Here is a 16,302-nt window from a genome sequence, read left to right as displayed (position 1 = left end):
TTTAATTACCTGTTCATCAGACCTCCATACAACGGCTGTATGCTGGCGCGATTTGCTAATCCTGTTTACTTTTGCCTGGAAGGAGCCAGAATGCCCTCGTTTGTCCCGGTGTCGCACTTAACCCGCCGCCATCTGATTTTTCCTCTTTGTTTCGTGCTGTTTGAGTTCGCATCTTATATCGCCCATGACATGATCCAGCCGGGCATGCTGCTGGTAACCAGCGAATTCAACGTCGGGCCGGAATGGGTTTCCGCCTCGCTGACCGCCTACCTGGCTGGCGGTATCGTCTTGCAGTGGCTGCTGGGGCCGCTTTCCGATAAATATGGCCGTCGGCCGGTAATGCTGGCGGGCGTGGCTTTCTTTATGCTTTCCTGTATCGCCACGCACTGGGTCGACAGCATCGGCCAGTTTATCCTGATGCGTTTTTTACAGGGCAGCAGCCTCTGCTTTATCGGCGCGGTGGGCTACGCGGCGGTACAGGAAGCCTTCGACGAGGCGCTAAGCGTTAAAATCATGGCGCTGATGGCTAATGTGGCGCTGTTGGCTCCGCTAACTGGCCCACTGGCAGGCGCGGCGTTTTTGTCGGTGAGCGACTGGCGCGCCATGTTCTGGCTGTTTGGCGCCGTCAGCGCTATAGCGCTGGTGGGACTGTGGCGTTCGATGCCGGAGACCGCTGGCGACCGCAGCGCTTCGATTTCTTTGAAGTCGCTGGGCAAAGGCTATCTGGCGCTGGTAAGGGATCGCCAGGTGATGGGTGGCTCACTGGCTATTGGCCTGGTGGGCATTCCCTGTTTAGGCTGGGTGGCGCTTTCGCCGGTGATCCTGATCCATGATGAGCATCTTTCCCGCATGACCTACGCGCTTCTCCAGTTGCCGGTTTTTGTGGCGATGATTGCCGGAAACCTGACGCTCGGCAAGCTTTCCGGCCGCGTGCCGATCGAGCAGCCGCTGAGGTTGGCCGCCTGGCCGATTCTGATTGGGCTGGCTATGGCGACGCTGGCCTGTGCGCTGAACGCGCATAGCTATTACTGGCTGACTGCGGGCCTGAGCCTGTACGGTTTTGGCACCGGGCTGGTGAATGCCGGGCTTTACCGTATGACGCTGTTTTCCAGCGGCGGCGGTAAAGGCAGCGTGGCCGCTATGCTGGGGATGGTGAGTATCCTGACGTTTACGCTGGGCATTGAGCTGGTGAAAAGCGCCTATTTCAGCGGCGGCAGCTTCTGGTTTAGTCTGGTAAACCTGGTCTGCGGGCTGGTCTGGTTCTGGCTGGTGAAGTCCTTTCTGCGCGAGCGGGCCCGTCGACTGGCGGCGCAGCCCGGCTAAGAAAAAGCCCCGTCGTCTGACGGGGCCAGAGATTGATGACAAACCCCAGGTCGCGTTTAAATCAGTGACAAAGCAGCAGAGGCAGATCGAAACACGGACACGCCGTAAATACTTCCATGTAGGCTCGGTTGGCGCGTCCATGCGCCCGCCTGGCCGCTCAGCCTCTGCCGCTATTAAGCTGCGGAGTTGCTGTAAAAAACAGATGTTCACTCAAGCTTTTATAGCTTTGTCAGCAGTTTGAAGCCCCGTCGTCTGACGCGGCTAATCGCTACTTTTTGCGAAAAATATCTTTGCGGCGGTAGGGCTCAATATCGCCCTCTTTGCGGGTTTTAAGCAATTTAAGGATCCAGGTGTACTGTTCCGGATTGGGCCGCACCAGAAGTTCTACTTCCTCATTCATCCTGCGCGCCAGCGTTTGATCGTCCGCTTCCAGCAAATCATCCATCGGCTCGCGTAGATGAATATCCAGCCGGTGCGTTTTGCTGTTATAAACCGGGAACAGCGGCACTACGCGGGCGCGGCATACTTTCATCAGCCTTCCTACCGCAGGTAACGTAGCCTTATAGGTAGCGAAGAAGTCCACGAACTCACTGTGTTCCGCACCGTGATCCTGATCGGGCAGATAATAGCCCCAGTATCCCTTGCGTATCGAGCTGATAAAAGGCTTGATGCCGTCGTTTCTGGCATGCAGGCGGCCGCCAAAGCGACGGCGAATGGCGTTCCAGATATAGTCCAGCAGCGGATTACGCTGGTTATTAAACATCGCCGCCATTTTGTGGCCTTCTGAGGCCAGCACCATGGCCGGAATATCCACCGCCCAGCCGTGCGGCACCAGAAAAATAATGTTCTGGTTGTCAGCGGAGATCCGCTCGATGATCTCTTTGTTATGCCAGGTGATACGTTGACGGGCATGCGCCGGGCGCATCGCCAGTTCAGCCATCATGACCATCGACTGCGGCGCCGTAGCGAACATCTCATCGATAATTTTTTCCCGATCGGCTTCCGCTATTTCAGGCATGCAGTAAAACAGGTTAATCTGCGCGCGGCGGCGAGCGCTTTTAGCATATTTACCGGTAAAGCGGCCCAGCGCACCCAGTAACGGATCGCGCAGCCGCGCCGGGATCCAGGCCATACCGGCGCAAAGCCCGATGGCCAGCCAGCTTCCCCAGTAGCGCGGCAGCAGAAAGGATTTCTGAAAGGTGGGAATAAATTCGATATTGCTTTTCTTGTTTTCCATGCACTCGCCTCAAATTCTGAGCGGCTAATGATAGTGCTGACGAACAATTTTGCAATGCCCGCCTCATTTTCCCCCTAAGAAAAAGCCGACGGAGAGGCCGTCGGCTTGAGCAAAAGGGAAAAACGATTATTTAAAACGCAGCTGCGGCGTGACTTCGCGCACCTGGGCCAGGTAGTCGCTACGCTCTTTGCCGGCCAGCCCTTCCATCCGCGGCAGCTTGGCCGTCAGCGGGTTGACCGCCTGGTTGTTGATCCAGACTTCAAAGTGCAGATGCGGGCCGGTAGAGCGGCCAGTATTGCCGGTGAGGCCGATACGCTCGCCCCGCTTCACTTTTTCGCCAGGTTTCACCAGCAGCTTCTTCATATGCATATAGCGCGTCATATACTGACGGCCATGGCGAATGGCGACATAGTTGCCCGCGCCGCCGCTGCGTTTCGCTACTATTACCTCGCCATCGCCCACCGCCAGCACGGGCGTACCCAGCGGAATAGCGAAGTCCACACCTTTATGTGGCGCGACGCGGCCAGTAACCGGGTTCAGGCGGTGCGGATTAAAGTTGGAAGAAACCCGATACTGCTTAGCCGTTGGAAAACGCATAAAGCCGTGCGCCAGGCCCGCGCCGCTGCGATCGTAAAACTTGCCGTCCGCCGCGCGGATTGCGTAATAGTCTTTACCGCCGGTTTGCAGGCGTACGCCGACCAGATGGCTTTGCTGGCTTTTGCCTTCCATCATTTCGCGCGACATCAGCACGGAAAAACGGTCGCCGTTGCGCAGCTTACGGAAATCCATCTGCCATTGCAGCGCCTTGATCACGGCGCTGATTTCGCCGCTGCTCAGTCCGGCGCTGCGCGCGCTGGTAACAAAGCTGCCGTCAACCGTGCCGGAGAGTACGCTGTTCTGCCATTCGCCCTGCTGCACGGCTGAGGAAGCTTTAAAAGTATCGCCGGAACGATCGTAGGTGCGGGTTTCGCGACGCGAAGCTTCCCACGTCAGACGCTGTAGCTGGCCGTCATCGGTCAGCGTCCAGGAGAGCTGTTGCCCAATTTGCAGATTACGCAGATCCTTGTCCACTTTGACCAGCTGGTTGATATCTCCCATATCAATGCCATACTGATTGAGTACGCTGCTTAACGTATCTCCCGCTGACACTACGTAATCGTGCGTGCCGGTTTCGCTGGGCACATCCTGGTCTATTTCATCTTTCGGTACGTCTTCATCGGGCGAAGGCATATCCTGATCGATCGGCTCGCTGGCTTCTGGCAGCAGCGTGCGCAACTGCTCTTTATCCAGTTCAATGCTTTTCACCACGGGATTGTCATCGCCGAGGCTGGGATGATAGACGAAAGGCCGCCATACGGAGACGGCCAGCGTGACGACGGTAAGCGAACCCAGCATAACGCGGTGGGTTCGCGGCAATGTATTAAACGCCATAGCGACAGCGCGGGCAATTTGCTGCACGTATTAGTTCCTCTAAGCTCCTTTCAGGCAGCTCGCATACTGGCTGGACAGCTGTGAGAGGAATTTCACATAGCTGTCTCTTCCCGGAGTGATGTCCGTTCCCAGCGGATCCAGCGTTCCTGAACGCACTTTAGTTCCCCTGGCCACGGCATCGATCACGGCCGGCCTGAATTGTGGCTCAGCAAAGACGCAAACGGCCTTTTGCTCAACCAACTCTGTTCGAATTTGATGTAATCGCTGGGCGCCGGGCTGAATTTCAGGGTTGACGGTAAAATGCCCCGACGGGGTCAGACCGAAGTGTTTTTCAAAGTATGTGTAAGCATCGTGAAAAACGAAATAACCCTTTCCTTTTACCGGCTCAAGCTGAGCGGCTATCTGCGTATCAGCCGTGGCTAATTCTGCCTCAAAGTGCTGCAGGTTCGCGTCTAGTTTGTCTCTGCTTTGCGGCATAAGTTCCAATAATTTTGCATGGATTGCAACCGCAGATTGTTTAGCGATTTCAGGCGACATCCACAGGTGCATATTATATTCACCATGATGGTGCGCATGGGCATGTTCGTCGTGCGCTTCTGCACCCTCTTCATGCTCTTCGTCATCGTCTTTTTCACCGCGAACCAGCAGCGGCTTAACCGTGGCTAAATCGGCCAGCTCAAGATTTTTTTGCGCCGGAAGCGAGGCGACCGCTTTTGGCATAAAGGCTTCCATTTCCGGCCCTACCCAAACCACGAGATCCGCGCCCTGCAAGCGTTTGATGTCCGAAGGACGCAGAGAATAATCATGCTCCGAAGCCCCATCCGGCAGCAAAATTTCTACTGGCGTAACGCCGTCGGCAATGGCGGCGGCGATAAAGCCCAGGGGTTTGACAGAAGCGACGACAGCGGCATTGGCGGCTGGGGTAAGCGAAGCGGCAAGACCCAGCGCGGAAAGCAGGGTAATCAAGGGTTTGGTTTTATGTAACATAATGATTCAGTCCATCGTGACAGGTCGATGGATTGTGATATTATAACATTCTAAAACTTCTGCAACCTGTAATCACTATGTCTTCACTGATTAGCCTTGAGAACATTTCCGTCAGCTTTGGTCAGCGTGCCGTGCTGAGTAAGGTTACGCTGGCGCTGCAGCCCGGCAAGATATTAACGCTGCTCGGGCCAAACGGTGCGGGTAAATCTACGCTGGTGCGTGTGGTGCTGGGCCTGATCCCGCCCACACAGGGCAAAGTCGTGCGCCATGAACAGCTGCGTATCGGCTACGTGCCGCAAAAAATTCATCTGGACGCCACGCTGCCGCTGACCGTTGAGCGTTTTATGCTGCTGCGCGGCGGCGTTAAGCGCGGTGATATTCTGCCCGCCCTGAAGAGAGTGCAGGCCGCTCAACTGCTGAACGCGCCGCTGCAAAAGCTTTCCGGCGGTGAAATGCAGCGCGTTTTACTGGCGCGCGCCCTGCTCAATCAGCCGCAGCTGTTGGTGCTGGACGAGCCGACCCAAGGCGTGGACGTTAACGGCCAGGTGGCGCTGTACGATTTAATCGATCAGCTTCGGCGCGAGCTGAACTGCGGCGTGCTGATGGTTTCCCACGATCTGCATCTGGTGATGGCGAAAACCGACGAGGTGCTGTGCCTGAACCAGCATATCTGTTGTTCCGGCACGCCGGAGGCGGTTTCAAAGCATCCAGAGTTTATCTCGATGTTTGGCCCTCGCGGCGCCGAACAGCTGGCGATCTATCGCCATCACCATAACCACCGTCACGACCTTCAGGGACGTATCGTTTTACGCAGAGGACAAGTTAAGTGATTGAACTGTTGTTGCCCGGCTGGCTGGCTGGCTTTCTTCTGGCCCTGGCTGCCGGCCCGCTCGGCTCTTTCGTGGTCTGGCGCCGCATGTCCTATTTTGGCGATACGCTGGCGCACGCCTCGCTGCTTGGCGTCGCTTTTGGCCTGTTGCTGAACATCAGCCCTTTTTACGCGGTGATCGCGGTAACGCTGCTGCTGGCGCTGCTGCTGGTCTGGCTGGAGCGGCGGCCGCATCTGGCGATCGATACGCTGCTGGGCATTATGGCGCATAGCGCGCTGTCGCTGGGTCTGGTGGTGGTAAGCCTGATGTCTGGCGTGCGCGTGGATCTGATGGCCTATCTGTTCGGCGATCTGCTGGCCGTAACGCCGACCGACCTTTACACCATTGCCGCTGGTGTAATAGTGGTGCTGGCAGTGCTGGCCGCAAACTGGCGCTCGCTGCTCTCGATGACCATCAGTCCGGAGCTGGCGCAGGTGGACGGCGTCAATATTCAGCGTACGAAAATGGTGCTGATGCTGGTAACGGCGCTGACTATTGGCGTAGCGATGAAGTTTGTCGGCGCGCTGATTATTACCTCGCTGCTGATTATTCCGGCGGCGACAGCGCGACGCTTTGCCCGTTCGCCAGAGCAGATGGCCGGTTTCGCCGTGCTGGTAGGGATTCTGGCGGTGACCGCTGGCCTGACCTTCTCTGCCTTTTACGATACCCCAGCCGGGCCTTCCGTGGTGCTGGGCGCCTCGCTGATGTTTATGCTGAGTATGGTAAAAAGACCGGCAGTCTAAGACTGCTATAAAGAGAAAAACCGGTCTTTGCTGACCGGTTTCAGACTGTTGACAAACTTAAAGCGATGGAGGGCCTGTGGCGCACTACGGGCCATGGACGGCCCGTACTGAGCTATCATGGACGATGCTTTTTGCGTCTTTGCGGAAGACACAGGCCCTCCTGAGCCTACACCGGCATACTTCGTCATCAACCTCAAACCGGTCTTTGCAGACCGGTTTTTTTTGTTTGTTACGCTTCCCGGGTAATGCCGAAGTGCTTATAGGCGTGCTGCGTCGCCATTCTTCCGCGCGGCGTGCGCTGAATAAAGCCCTGCTGGATCAGATAGGGCTCCAGCACGTCTTCAATAGTTTCCCGCTCTTCGCCTATCGCCGCCGCCAGGTTATCCAGCCCAACCGGGCCGCCGGTAAATTTATCGATGATCGCCAGCAGCAGCTTGCGGTCCATGTAGTCGAAGCCTTCGGTATCCACGTTCAGCATATCCAGCGCTCTGGCGGCCACATCGCCGCTCAGGTTGCCTGCCGCGCGAACTTCTGAAAAGTCCCGCACGCGGCGCAGCAAACGGTTAGCGATACGCGGCGTACCGCGCGAACGGCGGGCGATTTCCAGTGCGCCCTCTTCGCTCAGCGGCAGCCCCAGGCAACTGGCGCTGCGGCCAACAATATGCTGCAAATCTTCAACGCGATAGAACTCCAGGCGCTGCACGATGCCGAAACGGTCGCGCAGCGGCGAGGTCAACGAGCCTGCGCGGGTTGTGGCGCCAATCAACGTAAACGGCGGCAGATCGAGCTTGATAGAGCGCGCGGCCGGGCCTTCGCCAATCATGATATCCAGCTGGTAGTCTTCCATCGCCGGATAAAGCACTTCTTCTACCACTGGCGAAAGACGATGGATCTCGTCGATAAAGAGGACGTCGTGTGGCTCAAGGTTAGTGAGCATGGCGGCCAGATCGCCCGCTTTCTCCAGTACGGGCCCGGAAGTGGTGCGCAGGTTTACGCCCAGCTCATTGGCGACAATCCCGGCCAGCGTGGTTTTGCCCAGGCCCGGCGGGCCGAATACCAGCAGATGATCCAGCGCGTCGCCGCGCATTTTGGCTGCCTGGATAAAGATTTCCATCTGCTCGCGCACTACCGGCTGGCCAACATACTCTTCCAGCAGTTTCGGGCGGATGGCGCGGTCAATCACTTCTTCTTCGCTGACGGTTCCCGGTGAAACCAGGCGATCGGCTTCAATCATGCTTTACCTCAAATAGCTGCGCGCAGGGCTTCGCGGATCAGCGTTTCACAATCTGCATCCGGGCGGCCGACTTTGCCGACCATCCGGCTGGCTTCCTGAGGTTTATACCCCAGCGACACCAGTGCGGCAACGGCTTCTTCTTCTGCGCTGTTGCTGGTGGCCTGTGCCTGAACTTCGCTGGTGAGGGCGAAAGGTGCATCGGCAGCAAAGAGATCGCCATGCATGCCTTTGAAGCGGTCTTTCATCTCGACCACCAGACGCTCGGCGGTTTTCTTGCCCACGCCCGGCAGTTTAACCAGCGAGGCGATCTCTTCACGCTCTACTGCAGTAACGAACTGCTGCGCGGACATACCGGAAAGAATAGCCAGTGCCAGCTTAGGGCCAACGCCGTTGACCTTGATTAGCTCGCGGAACAGCGCCCGCTCCTGACGGCTGTTAAAGCCAAACAGCAGCTGCGCATCTTCACGCACCACGAAATGGGTAAACAGCGTGGCTTCGTGCTCCAGCTCGGGAAGCTCGTAAAAGCAGGTCATCGGCATATGCACTTCATAGCCCACGCCGCCCACTTCCAACAGCACCAGCGGCGGCTGCTTCTCCAGAATTTTGCCTCTCAGACGACCAATCACCTTAAGCTTCCTTCAGAAATAGGTTAATGCGGGGATTTATATCATAAAAAAAGCTGGATAGATATCCAGCTTATCAGGAACGCAGGCGGCCGCGCGCCAGGTTGAGCTTGCCTTCGCCCAGCCGGTTAACGTTCTGGCTGAGGTGGCAGTGGGTAATGGCAATCGCCAGCGCATCCGCTGCATCCGCCTGTGGATTGGCGGGCAGCTTCAGCAGCGTTTTTACCATATGCTGCACCTGGCTTTTCTCCGCGCTGCCGATGCCGACCACGGTTTGCTTCACCTGGCGCGCCGCATATTCGAATACCGGCAGGTCGTGATTGACCGCCGCGACGATAGCCGAACCGCGAGCCTGCCCCAGCTTCAGCGCTGAGTCGGCGTTTTTCGCCATAAAGACCTGCTCTATGGCGAAATAGTCCGGCTGATACTGGGCGATAAGCTCGCTGACGCCAGCGTAGATAATTTTCAGGCGGCCCGGCAAATCGGTGGAATTCGTGCGGATACAGCCGCTGCCCAGGTAAGTCAGCTGGCGGCCTACCTGGCGAATAATACCGTAGCCGGTGATGCGCGAACCGGGATCTATCCCTAAGATGATCGCCATTACGCGCCTCCCGCCTGCTGCTGCGACCACGCCATTATAGCGTCGCCGCCACCTCGTCGGAGATCTCGCCGTTATGATAGACTTCCTGCACGTCGTCGCAATCTTCCAGCATATCGATCAGGCGCAGCAGTTTTGGTGCGGTATCCGCATCCATATCCGCTTTAGTAGAAGGGATCATGGTTACTTCCGCGCTATCAGGCATCAGGCCAGCCGCGATCAGCGCGTCTTTGACTTCGCCCAGGGATTCCCAGGCGGTAAAGACATCCATCGCACCGTCGTCGTAGGTCACCACATCATCCGCACCCGCTTCCAGCGCCGCGTCCATCAGCGCGTCTTCTTCCAGGCCCGGCGCGAAGGAGATCACGCCTTTACGGGTAAAGAGGTAAGCTACTGAGCCGTCTGTGCCCAGGTTGCCGCCGGTTTTGGTGAAGGCGTGGCGCACTTCAGAAACGGTACGGTTACGGTTATCGCTCAGGCACTCCACCATCACTGCCGTGCCGCCAGGGCCGTAGCCTTCATAGATGATGGTTTCCATGTTGCTGTCGTCTTCGCCGCCGACGCCGCGCGCGATAGCACGGTTCATGGTATCGCGCGTCATGTTGTTGGACAGCGCTTTATCCATTGCCGCGCGCAGACGCGGGTTGGAGCCTGCATCGCCGCCGCCCAGCTTCGCTGCCGTAACCAGCTCGCGGATAATTTTAGTGAAGATCTTACCGCGTTTGGCATCCTGAGCCGCTTTGCGGTGTTTGGTGTTCGCCCATTTACTGTGACCAGCCATGTTTTAAGTGTCTCCTCGCTCCCTCACAGGCTATCTCACTTGCGATTTTGTCCGCTGGCAGTGCCCGGAATCCTCACGTACTGAAGTACGCTGCGGTTCCTGCGCGCTGGCAGCGAACAAACTCGCTGCGCCGATAAATGCCTGAAGGTTCAACTCAATCGATACCGCCTGACCATCAGGCGATAATAAAAAAATAGTTAAATTACAAATTCTTCAATTGCCTGGCGGTTGCTCCAGGACTTAGTGAGCGCCGCCGCTTCGGCAGCGTCCATCCATTTCCAGGCCAGGTGCTCGCTTATCGTCACCGGCCGTTCTTCGGGCAGCGCCAGGCAAAACCAGTGCTCGCTGTTGTGCGTAACTTCCGGCGCATAGCGGTGGCGGAACTGCGCGAAGATTTCGAATTCTATCCGACGCTGGCAGTCCACTAATGTGAGCTGCCCGGCGTTGGCGTCAATTGCTGTCTCTTCCAGCACCTCTCGCCGCGCAGTTTCCGCCAGGCTTTCACCCTCTTCCTGGCTGCCGGTAACCGACTGCCAGAAAGCGGGATCGTCACGCCGCTGCAGCATCAGCACTCGCCCGGTATCGCGGGCAAAGATCACCACCAGAACCGATACGGGCCGCTTGAAAGCCATCTTAGTTGCTCTCAGGCTTATCCTTTTTCACCACCTCAATGCCCAGTTCCGCCAGCGAGGCCGGATTGGCGAAGCTTGGCGCTTCGGTCATCAAACAGGCCGCCGCGGTGGTTTTCGGGAAGGCGATAACATCGCGGATATTGTCGGTGCCGGTCAACAGCATAACCAGGCGATCCAGACCAAAGGCTAAACCAGCATGCGGCGGCGTGCCGAATTTCAGCGCGTCCAGCAGGAAGCCGAATTTCTCGCGCTGCTCCTGTTCAGTAATGCCCAGGATGCCGAACACGGTCTGCTGCATATCGCCGTTGTGGATACGCACCGAACCACCGCCCACTTCGTAGCCGTTGATCACCATATCATAGGCGTTGGCGATAGCGGTTTCCGGCGCCTCTTTCAGCTCCGCTGGCGTCATATCGCGCGGCGCGGTGAACGGATGGTGCATGGCGGTCAGGCCACCTTCGCCATCTTCTTCAAACATTGGGAAGTCCACCACCCACAGCGGCGCCCAGGCGTTGCCGTTGGTGATTGCCAGATCGCGGCCCAGCTTCAGGCGCAGCGCACCCAGCGCATCGGCAACTATCTTCGCGCTGTCCGCGCCGAAGAAGATTGCATCGCCGTCTGCTGCCGAAGTACGGCTAAGGATCTCTTCCACAATTTCCGCGCTCAGGAATTTAGCGACCGGGCTGCTGATGCCTTCCAGGCCTTTAGCGCGTTCGTTGACTTTCATCCACGCCAGGCCTTTCGCGCCGTAGATTTCTACAAACTTGCCGTATTCATCGATCTGCTTGCGGCTAAGCTGAGCGCCGCCTGGCACGCGCAGCGCGGCTACGCGGCCTTTGGCGTCGTTAGCCGGGCCGGAGAAGACTTTGAACTCCACTTCTTTCAGCAGATCCGCTACGTCCACCAGCTCCATCGGGTTGCGCAGATCTGGCTTATCCGAGCCGTAACGACGCATTGCTTCGGCAAAGGTCATGATTGGGAAATCGCCAAGGTCGATGCCTTCTACGTCCTGCCACAGATTACGCACCATCTGCTCCATCAGCTCACGCACCTGAGGCGCGGTCATAAAGGAGGTTTCGACATCGATCTGGGTGAACTCCGGCTGGCGGTCAGCACGCAGGTCTTCATCGCGGAAGCATTTTACGATCTGGTAGTAGCGATCGAAACCGGACATCATCAGCAGCTGCTTGAACAGCTGCGGCGACTGCGGCAGCGCATAGAACTTGCCTTTGTGCACGCGGCTTGGCACCAGATAATCGCGCGCGCCTTCCGGCGTGGCTTTGGTCAGCATCGGCGTTTCGATATCCAGAAAGCCGTTGTCGTCCATAAAGCGGCGTACGAAGCTGGTGATTTTTGCGCGGGTTTTCAGGCGCTGCGCCATTTCCGGACGGCGCAGATCCAGGTAGCGATATTTCAGGCGAGCTTCTTCGCTGTTGACGTGGTTTGAATCCAGCGGCAAAGCATCGGCACGGTTGATGATGGTCAGATCGGTAGCGAAGACTTCTACTTCGCCCGTCGCCATCTCGCTGTTTTTGTTTTTCTCGTCACGGGCACGCACGGTGCCGGTAAGCTGAATGCAGAATTCGTTACGCAGTTCAGAGGCCAGCTTAAAAGCCTGCTCGCGATCGGGATCGAAAAATACCTGCACAATGCCTTCGCGGTCGCGCATATCGATAAAGATCAGGCTTCCCAGATCGCGGCGGCGGTTAACCCAGCCGCAAAGTGTCACCTGTTGGCCTACGTGAGACAGGTTGATCTGTCCGCAATACTCGGTACGCATAACGATATCCTTTTAACTTCGCCGCTCGCGGGCAGCCTTTTTATGTTATCTGTTCGGGGCGAGGCCGCCGCGAAAAAGGCGGCTATTATAATGGAAAAAGCCGGGCGCGATAAGAGCCGCTTCCTGCAAGCTATGCGGAAAGTCGCTACAATTAGCCTGCGCCTCACAAAAGTTAACAAATTTCGCGTGCATCTAACATTGTTGTTGTCGCCCAGGCGGGCTGACTGCCTGTATTCTCAACGGTTTTCCCTGAACACCCGGAGTAAATATGTTGGAATTAAACGCTGCCACCACCGCGCTGGTGCTTATCGATCTGCAGGAAGGCATTCTGCCTTTCGCGGGCGGCCCTTATAAAGCGGAAGAAGTAGTTACTCGTGCAGCGAAGCTGGCCGAGAAGTTCCGTGCCGTGAATGCGCCTGTAGTACTGGTGCGCGTGGGCTGGGCAAAAGATTTTGGCGATGCGCCAAAGCAGCCTGTAGATAACAGCCACGGCGGCCCGCTGCCGGAAAACTGGTGGGACTGGCCGGAAGCGCTGGGCAAGCAGGACAGCGATATCCTGGTGATCAAACGCCAGTGGGGCGCTTTCTATAACACCGATCTGGAAGTTCAACTACGTCGTCGCGGCATTGATACTATAGTGCTGGGCGGCATCTCTACCAATATCGGCGTTGAATCTACGGCGCGCAACGCCTGGGAACTGGGCTTTAATCTGGTTGTAGCAGAAGATATTTGCGCCGCTGGCAGCACGGAAGAGCACAACGGCAGCTTCAAATATATATTCCCTCGCCTTGGCCGCGTACGTTCTTCTGACGAGATCATCGCCGCACTGTAATTTATCAAGCGATCGCAAGGAGGCGATCGCCGCCGCCGCACTTTAGGGAGGAGTAATGAAACCGTTTTATCTTGGCCTGCCGCAGTGGCAGCATCCGCAGTGGAAGAAGCTGGGCATAGAAACTCTGGCTGACTATGCCCGCTACTTTAACTGCGTGGAGGGCAATACTACGCTCTATGCGCTACCGCGTCCTGAGATCGTCCAGCGCTGGTACGATATGACCCATGACGATTTCCGCTTCTGCTTTAAATTCCCCGCCACTATCAGCCATAAAGCGGCACTGCGCGACAGCGGCGATCTGACCGCCGAGTTTTTTAGCCTGCTTTCTCCGCTGGCCTCGCGTATCGGCCAGTACTGGCTACAGCTTCCCTCAGCGTTTTCGCCAGCTGATTTACCTGCGCTTTGGTCATTTCTGGACGGATTACCGAAAACGTTCAGCTACGGCGTGGAGGTGCGACATCCGGAATTTTTCGCCAAGGGCGAGGCTGAAAAAGCGCTGAACGCCGGTCTGCATCAGCGCGGCGTTAATCGGGTGATTCTGGATACGCGCGGCGTGCATTCCGCTATTCCCAGTAATCCGGCAATTATCGAAGCGCAACGCAAGAAGCCACATCTGCCGGTGCATGCGGTGATGACTGCCGATCAGCCGATGATCCGTTTTATCGGCGGCGACGATGCTGAAGCCAATCTGAAATGGTTCGAGGCCTGGCGAAACAAATTGCCGCAGTGGCGCGAGCAGGGCCAGCCGTGGCTGTTTATTCATACGCCGGATGTGGCTTTCGCTCCCGCGATGGTGCAAAGCCTGTGGGGCTCGCTGCGCCAGGCTATACCCGGTATTGGCGAGCCGCCGGACTGGCCGCAGCAGGAAAGCCTATTCTGAACCTAAACGAGTTTGCACATTTGCTGACAGTGCCTGCTTTCGCCGTTATGATGGCGCCAGAAGTTTTCGCCCGTTTGGAGTAAGGATGGTCAGCGCGCTGTATGTGGTGCTTGGAGCACTGTTTCTTATCAAGTTTTCTTTCGACGTTGTGCGTTTGCGCCGTCAGTATCGTGTCGCCCATGGCGACGGCGGGTTTTACGAGTTGCAGACCGCCATCCGCATTCACGGTAACGCCGTGGAATATATTCCGCTCGCCCTGCTGCTGCTGATGGTAATGGAGATGAACGGCGCGGATATGTGGATGCTACATCTGACCGGCCTATTCTTTTTCCTGGGCCGTGCGCTGCACAGCTACGGCATGCGCACCAGCACGCTGTTGTGGCGGAAAAACGGCATGATCCTCACCCTGATGTCGCTGCTGGGGATGATCGTGCTTAACCTGGTTTTTCTACCCTGGGAGCTGGTTTTCACCCTGAGCTGAGGCGGAAAAGGTGCAGCCTGCGCCGCTTTCTGCCAGAATACGCCCTTTCCGTTTTTGTTCCGGACTTACCACTATGTCTAACCGCGATACGCTGTTCTCCGCGCCGATTGCCAAACTGGGCGACTGGACGTTTGACGAGCGCGTGGCCGAAGTTTTTCCCGATATGATCCAGCGCTCTGTGCCGGGCTATTCGAATATTATTTCCATGATCGGCATGCTGGCCGAGCGCTTTGTGCAGCCGCACAGCCAGGTTTACGATTTGGGCTGTTCGCTGGGCGCCGCTACGCTTTCCGTGCGCCGCAATATCAAGGCTGAAGGCTGCAAAATTATCTCCGTGGATAATTCTCCAGCGATGGTGGAGCGCTGCCGCCGCCATATCGATGCTTTTCGCGCCGACACGCCGGTAGAGGTTATCGAAGCGGATATCCGCAATATCCCAATTGAAAACGCCTCGCTGGTGGTGCTGAACTTTACGCTGCAATTTCTGGAACCTGCCGAGCGCCAGACCCTGCTGAATACTATCTGGCAAGGGTTACGACCCGGTGGCGCGCTGGTGTTGTCAGAGAAGTTCAGCTTTGAAGATGCCGACGTTGGCGAGCTGCTGTTTAATATGCATCACGACTTCAAGCGGGCCAACGGCTACAGCGAGCTGGAGATAAGCCAGAAACGCAGCATGCTGGAAAACGTGATGCTGACCGACAGCGTGGAGAAGCATAAAGAGCGGCTGCGTCTGGCCGGTTTTGAGCACGCTGAGCTGTGGTTCCAGTGCTTTAATTTTGGCTCGCTGATCGCGCTGAAGGCAGGTTCGAACTAATGGATTTCGGTAATTTTTATCAGCTAATCGCCAAAAGCCCGCTGTCTCACTGGCTGGAAACACTGCCTGCGCAGATTGCCGCCTGGCAGCGCGAGCAGCTGCACGGTCATTTCAAAAACTGGGATCGCTCGGTCGAGCATTTGCCGACGCTGGTTCCGGAAACGCTGGATCTGCTGCACAGCGTGACCGCCGACAGCAGCCAGTTGAGCGAGCGCCAGCGCGGCGGCATCGAGAGCCTGCTGCGCAATCTGATGCCATGGCGTAAAGGCCCCTACTCGCTGTACGGCGTGAATATCAACACCGAATGGCGCTCAGACTGGAAATGGGATCGCGTACTGCCGCATATTTCGCCGCTGGCAGGCCGTACCGTGCTGGATGTGGGCTGCGGCAGCGGCTACCACATGTGGCGCATGGTAGGTGCTGGCGCGAATCTGGTAGTGGGTATCGATCCGATGCAGCTGTTTATCTGCCAGTTCGAGGCGGTACGCAAACTGCTGGGTAACGATCAGCGCGCGCACGTGCTGCCGCTGGGCATTGAGCAACTGCCGGAGCTGAAAGCTTTTGATACTGTCTTTTCCATGGGCGTGCTCTATCACCGCCGTTCGCCGCTGGATCATCTTTACCAGCTAAAAAATCAGCTGGTAAGCGGCGGTGAGCTGGTGCTGGAGACGCTGGTGGTAGAAGGCGATGAACACGCGGTACTGGTGCCGGGCGAGCGTTATGCGCAGATGCGCAACGTTTACTTTATTCCTTCTACCGGAGCGCTGAAAAACTGGCTGGAAAAGTGCGGCTTTGTGGACGTGAAGATTGCAGATTATTCCGTGACTTCAACGGAAGAGCAGCGCCGTACCGACTGGATGACCAGCGAATCCCTGGCGGAGTTTCTGGACCCCAACGACAGCACCAAAACTGTCGAAGGCTATCCTGCCCCGCTGCGCGCCGTGCTGGTGGCGCGGAAACCCTAAGGTTCACAAACAGGCCCCACGAAGTGCGGGCCTGCTTATGCCAAACTCATACCCTATAAGTATGTTGTAACTATTGAGGAGAGCACAATTCT

17 protein-coding genes are annotated in these 16,302 nt (G+C 57.0%); 8 read left to right on the top strand and 9 right to left on the bottom strand.

The genetic code is table 11. The annotated features are described in order from the left end of the window. Positions 1–90: 90 nt before the first annotated feature. Positions 91–1,323: an MFS transporter gene (locus tag ACETPC_RS00660; protein ID WP_380177630.1), complete on the top strand. Its 1,233-nt coding sequence runs from the start codon at positions 91–93 to the stop codon at positions 1,321–1,323. 268 nt (positions 1,324–1,591) lie between these two features. Here ACETPC_RS00660 and lpxM read toward each other — a convergent pair whose 3' ends face one another. The 3 genes from lpxM to znuA form a co-directional block, all read right to left on the bottom strand. Continuing rightward, entirely contained in the window at positions 1,592–2,560 is a 969-nt protein-coding gene (lpxM, locus tag ACETPC_RS00655; RefSeq protein ID WP_380177628.1) for a lauroyl-Kdo(2)-lipid IV(A) myristoyltransferase, read from the bottom strand. Between the two features lie 126 nt (positions 2,561–2,686). Beyond that, complete coding sequence (mepM, locus tag ACETPC_RS00650) at positions 2,687–4,018, bottom strand: murein DD-endopeptidase MepM (protein ID WP_380177626.1); 1,332 nt, start codon at positions 4,016–4,018, stop codon at positions 2,687–2,689. A 12-nt stretch (positions 4,019–4,030) separates the two neighbouring features. Next, positions 4,031–4,978 (bottom strand): zinc ABC transporter substrate-binding protein ZnuA, encoded by a 948-nt coding sequence (gene znuA / locus ACETPC_RS00645; protein ID WP_380177623.1) that lies wholly within the window; start codon positions 4,976–4,978, stop codon positions 4,031–4,033. Between the two features lie 77 nt (positions 4,979–5,055). Between znuA and znuC the strand changes: the two genes are divergently transcribed. Both znuC and znuB read left to right on the top strand, forming a co-directional pair. Continuing rightward, positions 5,056–5,808 carry a zinc ABC transporter ATP-binding protein ZnuC gene (gene znuC, locus ACETPC_RS00640; protein ID WP_380177621.1) on the top strand — a complete coding sequence of 251 codons (753 nt, stop codon included), beginning with the start codon at positions 5,056–5,058 and terminating at the stop codon, positions 5,806–5,808. Continuing rightward, positions 5,805–6,590 carry a zinc ABC transporter permease subunit ZnuB gene (gene znuB, locus ACETPC_RS00635; protein ID WP_380177619.1) on the top strand — a complete coding sequence of 262 codons (786 nt, stop codon included), beginning with the start codon at positions 5,805–5,807 and terminating at the stop codon, positions 6,588–6,590. Before znuC ends, znuB begins: the two co-directional genes overlap by 4 nt. A 229-nt stretch (positions 6,591–6,819) precedes the next feature. Here the strand turns inward: znuB and ruvB are convergent, their stop codons facing one another. The 6 genes from ruvB to aspS all read right to left on the bottom strand — a co-directional run bounded on the left by ruvB (position 6,820) and on the right by aspS (position 12,238). Next, positions 6,820–7,824: a Holliday junction branch migration DNA helicase RuvB gene (gene ruvB, locus ACETPC_RS00630; RefSeq protein WP_380177617.1), complete on the bottom strand. Its 1,005-nt coding sequence runs from the start codon at positions 7,822–7,824 to the stop codon at positions 6,820–6,822. Positions 7,825–7,832: 8 nt separating this feature from the next. Further along, entirely contained in the window at positions 7,833–8,450 is a 618-nt protein-coding gene (gene ruvA / locus ACETPC_RS00625; protein WP_380177615.1) for a Holliday junction branch migration protein RuvA, read from the bottom strand. 73 nt (positions 8,451–8,523) lie between these two features. Continuing rightward, positions 8,524–9,048, bottom strand: coding sequence for a crossover junction endodeoxyribonuclease RuvC (gene ruvC, locus ACETPC_RS00620; protein ID WP_380177613.1), 525 nt, complete (start codon positions 9,046–9,048; stop codon positions 8,524–8,526). Positions 9,049–9,082: 34 nt separating this feature from the next. Further along, a complete protein-coding gene (locus tag ACETPC_RS00615; protein ID WP_380177612.1) occupies positions 9,083–9,826 on the bottom strand; it encodes a YebC/PmpR family DNA-binding transcriptional regulator in 744 nt (247 codons plus the stop codon). A 197-nt stretch (positions 9,827–10,023) separates the two neighbouring features. Next, positions 10,024–10,458 carry a dihydroneopterin triphosphate diphosphatase gene (nudB, locus tag ACETPC_RS00610; protein WP_380177610.1) on the bottom strand — a complete coding sequence of 145 codons (435 nt, stop codon included), beginning with the start codon at positions 10,456–10,458 and terminating at the stop codon, positions 10,024–10,026. Between the two features lies 1 nt (position 10,459). Then, positions 10,460–12,238, bottom strand: coding sequence for an aspartate--tRNA ligase (gene aspS / locus ACETPC_RS00605; RefSeq protein WP_380177608.1), 1,779 nt, complete (start codon positions 12,236–12,238; stop codon positions 10,460–10,462). Between the two features lie 268 nt (positions 12,239–12,506). Here aspS and ACETPC_RS00600 point away from each other — a divergent pair, with 268 nt between their 5' ends. From ACETPC_RS00600 to cmoB, 5 genes are all read left to right on the top strand, one after another. Continuing rightward, the gene (locus ACETPC_RS00600; RefSeq protein ID WP_380177607.1) at positions 12,507–13,070 is read left to right on the top strand and encodes a hydrolase; all 564 of its coding nucleotides are present in this window, start codon (positions 12,507–12,509) and stop codon (positions 13,068–13,070) included. A gap of 55 nt (positions 13,071–13,125) precedes the next feature. Continuing rightward, positions 13,126–13,950: a DUF72 domain-containing protein gene (locus ACETPC_RS00595; protein WP_380177606.1), complete on the top strand. Its 825-nt coding sequence runs from the start codon at positions 13,126–13,128 to the stop codon at positions 13,948–13,950. An 85-nt stretch (positions 13,951–14,035) separates the two neighbouring features. Next, on the top strand, positions 14,036–14,431 hold the full coding sequence (locus ACETPC_RS00590; protein ID WP_380177605.1) for an MAPEG family protein: 396 nt from the start codon (positions 14,036–14,038) through the stop codon (positions 14,429–14,431). Between the two features lie 73 nt (positions 14,432–14,504). Continuing rightward, positions 14,505–15,245 (top strand): carboxy-S-adenosyl-L-methionine synthase CmoA, encoded by a 741-nt coding sequence (gene cmoA / locus ACETPC_RS00585; RefSeq protein ID WP_380177603.1) that lies wholly within the window; start codon positions 14,505–14,507, stop codon positions 15,243–15,245. Further along, a complete protein-coding gene (gene cmoB, locus ACETPC_RS00580; RefSeq protein ID WP_380177602.1) occupies positions 15,245–16,210 on the top strand; it encodes a tRNA 5-methoxyuridine(34)/uridine 5-oxyacetic acid(34) synthase CmoB in 966 nt (321 codons plus the stop codon). The genes cmoA and cmoB overlap by 1 nt, the downstream gene beginning before the upstream one ends. Positions 16,211–16,302 lie beyond the last annotated feature (92 nt).

The sequence above is a fragment of the Pantoea sp. sgz302252 genome (assembly GCF_042610525.1).
Taxonomy (GTDB): domain Bacteria; phylum Pseudomonadota; class Gammaproteobacteria; order Enterobacterales; family Enterobacteriaceae; genus Erwinia.
The sequence above is the reverse complement of the archived record's forward strand: the minus strand, read 5'-3'. Positions and strand labels throughout refer to the sequence as shown.

Excerpts from the sequence above, each read along its gene's own strand:
- ACETPC_RS00660 (WP_380177630.1), top strand. The coding sequence starts at position 91 with ATGCCCTCGTTTGTCCCGGTGTCGCACTTAACCCGCCGCCATCTGATT.
- lpxM (WP_380177628.1), bottom strand. The coding sequence starts at position 2,560 with ATGGAAAACAAGAAAAGCAATATCGAATTTATTCCCACCTTTCAGAAA.
- znuA (WP_380177623.1), bottom strand. The coding sequence starts at position 4,978 with ATGTTACATAAAACCAAACCCTTGATTACCCTGCTTTCCGCGCTGGGT.
- znuC (WP_380177621.1), top strand. The coding sequence starts at position 5,056 with ATGTCTTCACTGATTAGCCTTGAGAACATTTCCGTCAGCTTTGGTCAG.
- ruvB (WP_380177617.1), bottom strand. The coding sequence starts at position 7,824 with ATGATTGAAGCCGATCGCCTGGTTTCACCGGGAACCGTCAGCGAAGAA.
- ruvC (WP_380177613.1), bottom strand. The coding sequence starts at position 9,048 with ATGGCGATCATCTTAGGGATAGATCCCGGTTCGCGCATCACCGGCTAC.
- ACETPC_RS00615 (WP_380177612.1), bottom strand. The coding sequence starts at position 9,826 with ATGGCTGGTCACAGTAAATGGGCGAACACCAAACACCGCAAAGCGGCT.
- nudB (WP_380177610.1), bottom strand. The coding sequence starts at position 10,458 with ATGGCTTTCAAGCGGCCCGTATCGGTTCTGGTGGTGATCTTTGCCCGC.
- aspS (WP_380177608.1), bottom strand. The coding sequence starts at position 12,238 with ATGCGTACCGAGTATTGCGGACAGATCAACCTGTCTCACGTAGGCCAA.
- ACETPC_RS00600 (WP_380177607.1), top strand. The coding sequence starts at position 12,507 with ATGTTGGAATTAAACGCTGCCACCACCGCGCTGGTGCTTATCGATCTG.
- ACETPC_RS00595 (WP_380177606.1), top strand. The coding sequence starts at position 13,126 with ATGAAACCGTTTTATCTTGGCCTGCCGCAGTGGCAGCATCCGCAGTGG.
- ACETPC_RS00590 (WP_380177605.1), top strand. The coding sequence starts at position 14,036 with ATGGTCAGCGCGCTGTATGTGGTGCTTGGAGCACTGTTTCTTATCAAG.
- cmoA (WP_380177603.1), top strand. The coding sequence starts at position 14,505 with ATGTCTAACCGCGATACGCTGTTCTCCGCGCCGATTGCCAAACTGGGC.
- cmoB (WP_380177602.1), top strand. The coding sequence starts at position 15,245 with ATGGATTTCGGTAATTTTTATCAGCTAATCGCCAAAAGCCCGCTGTCT.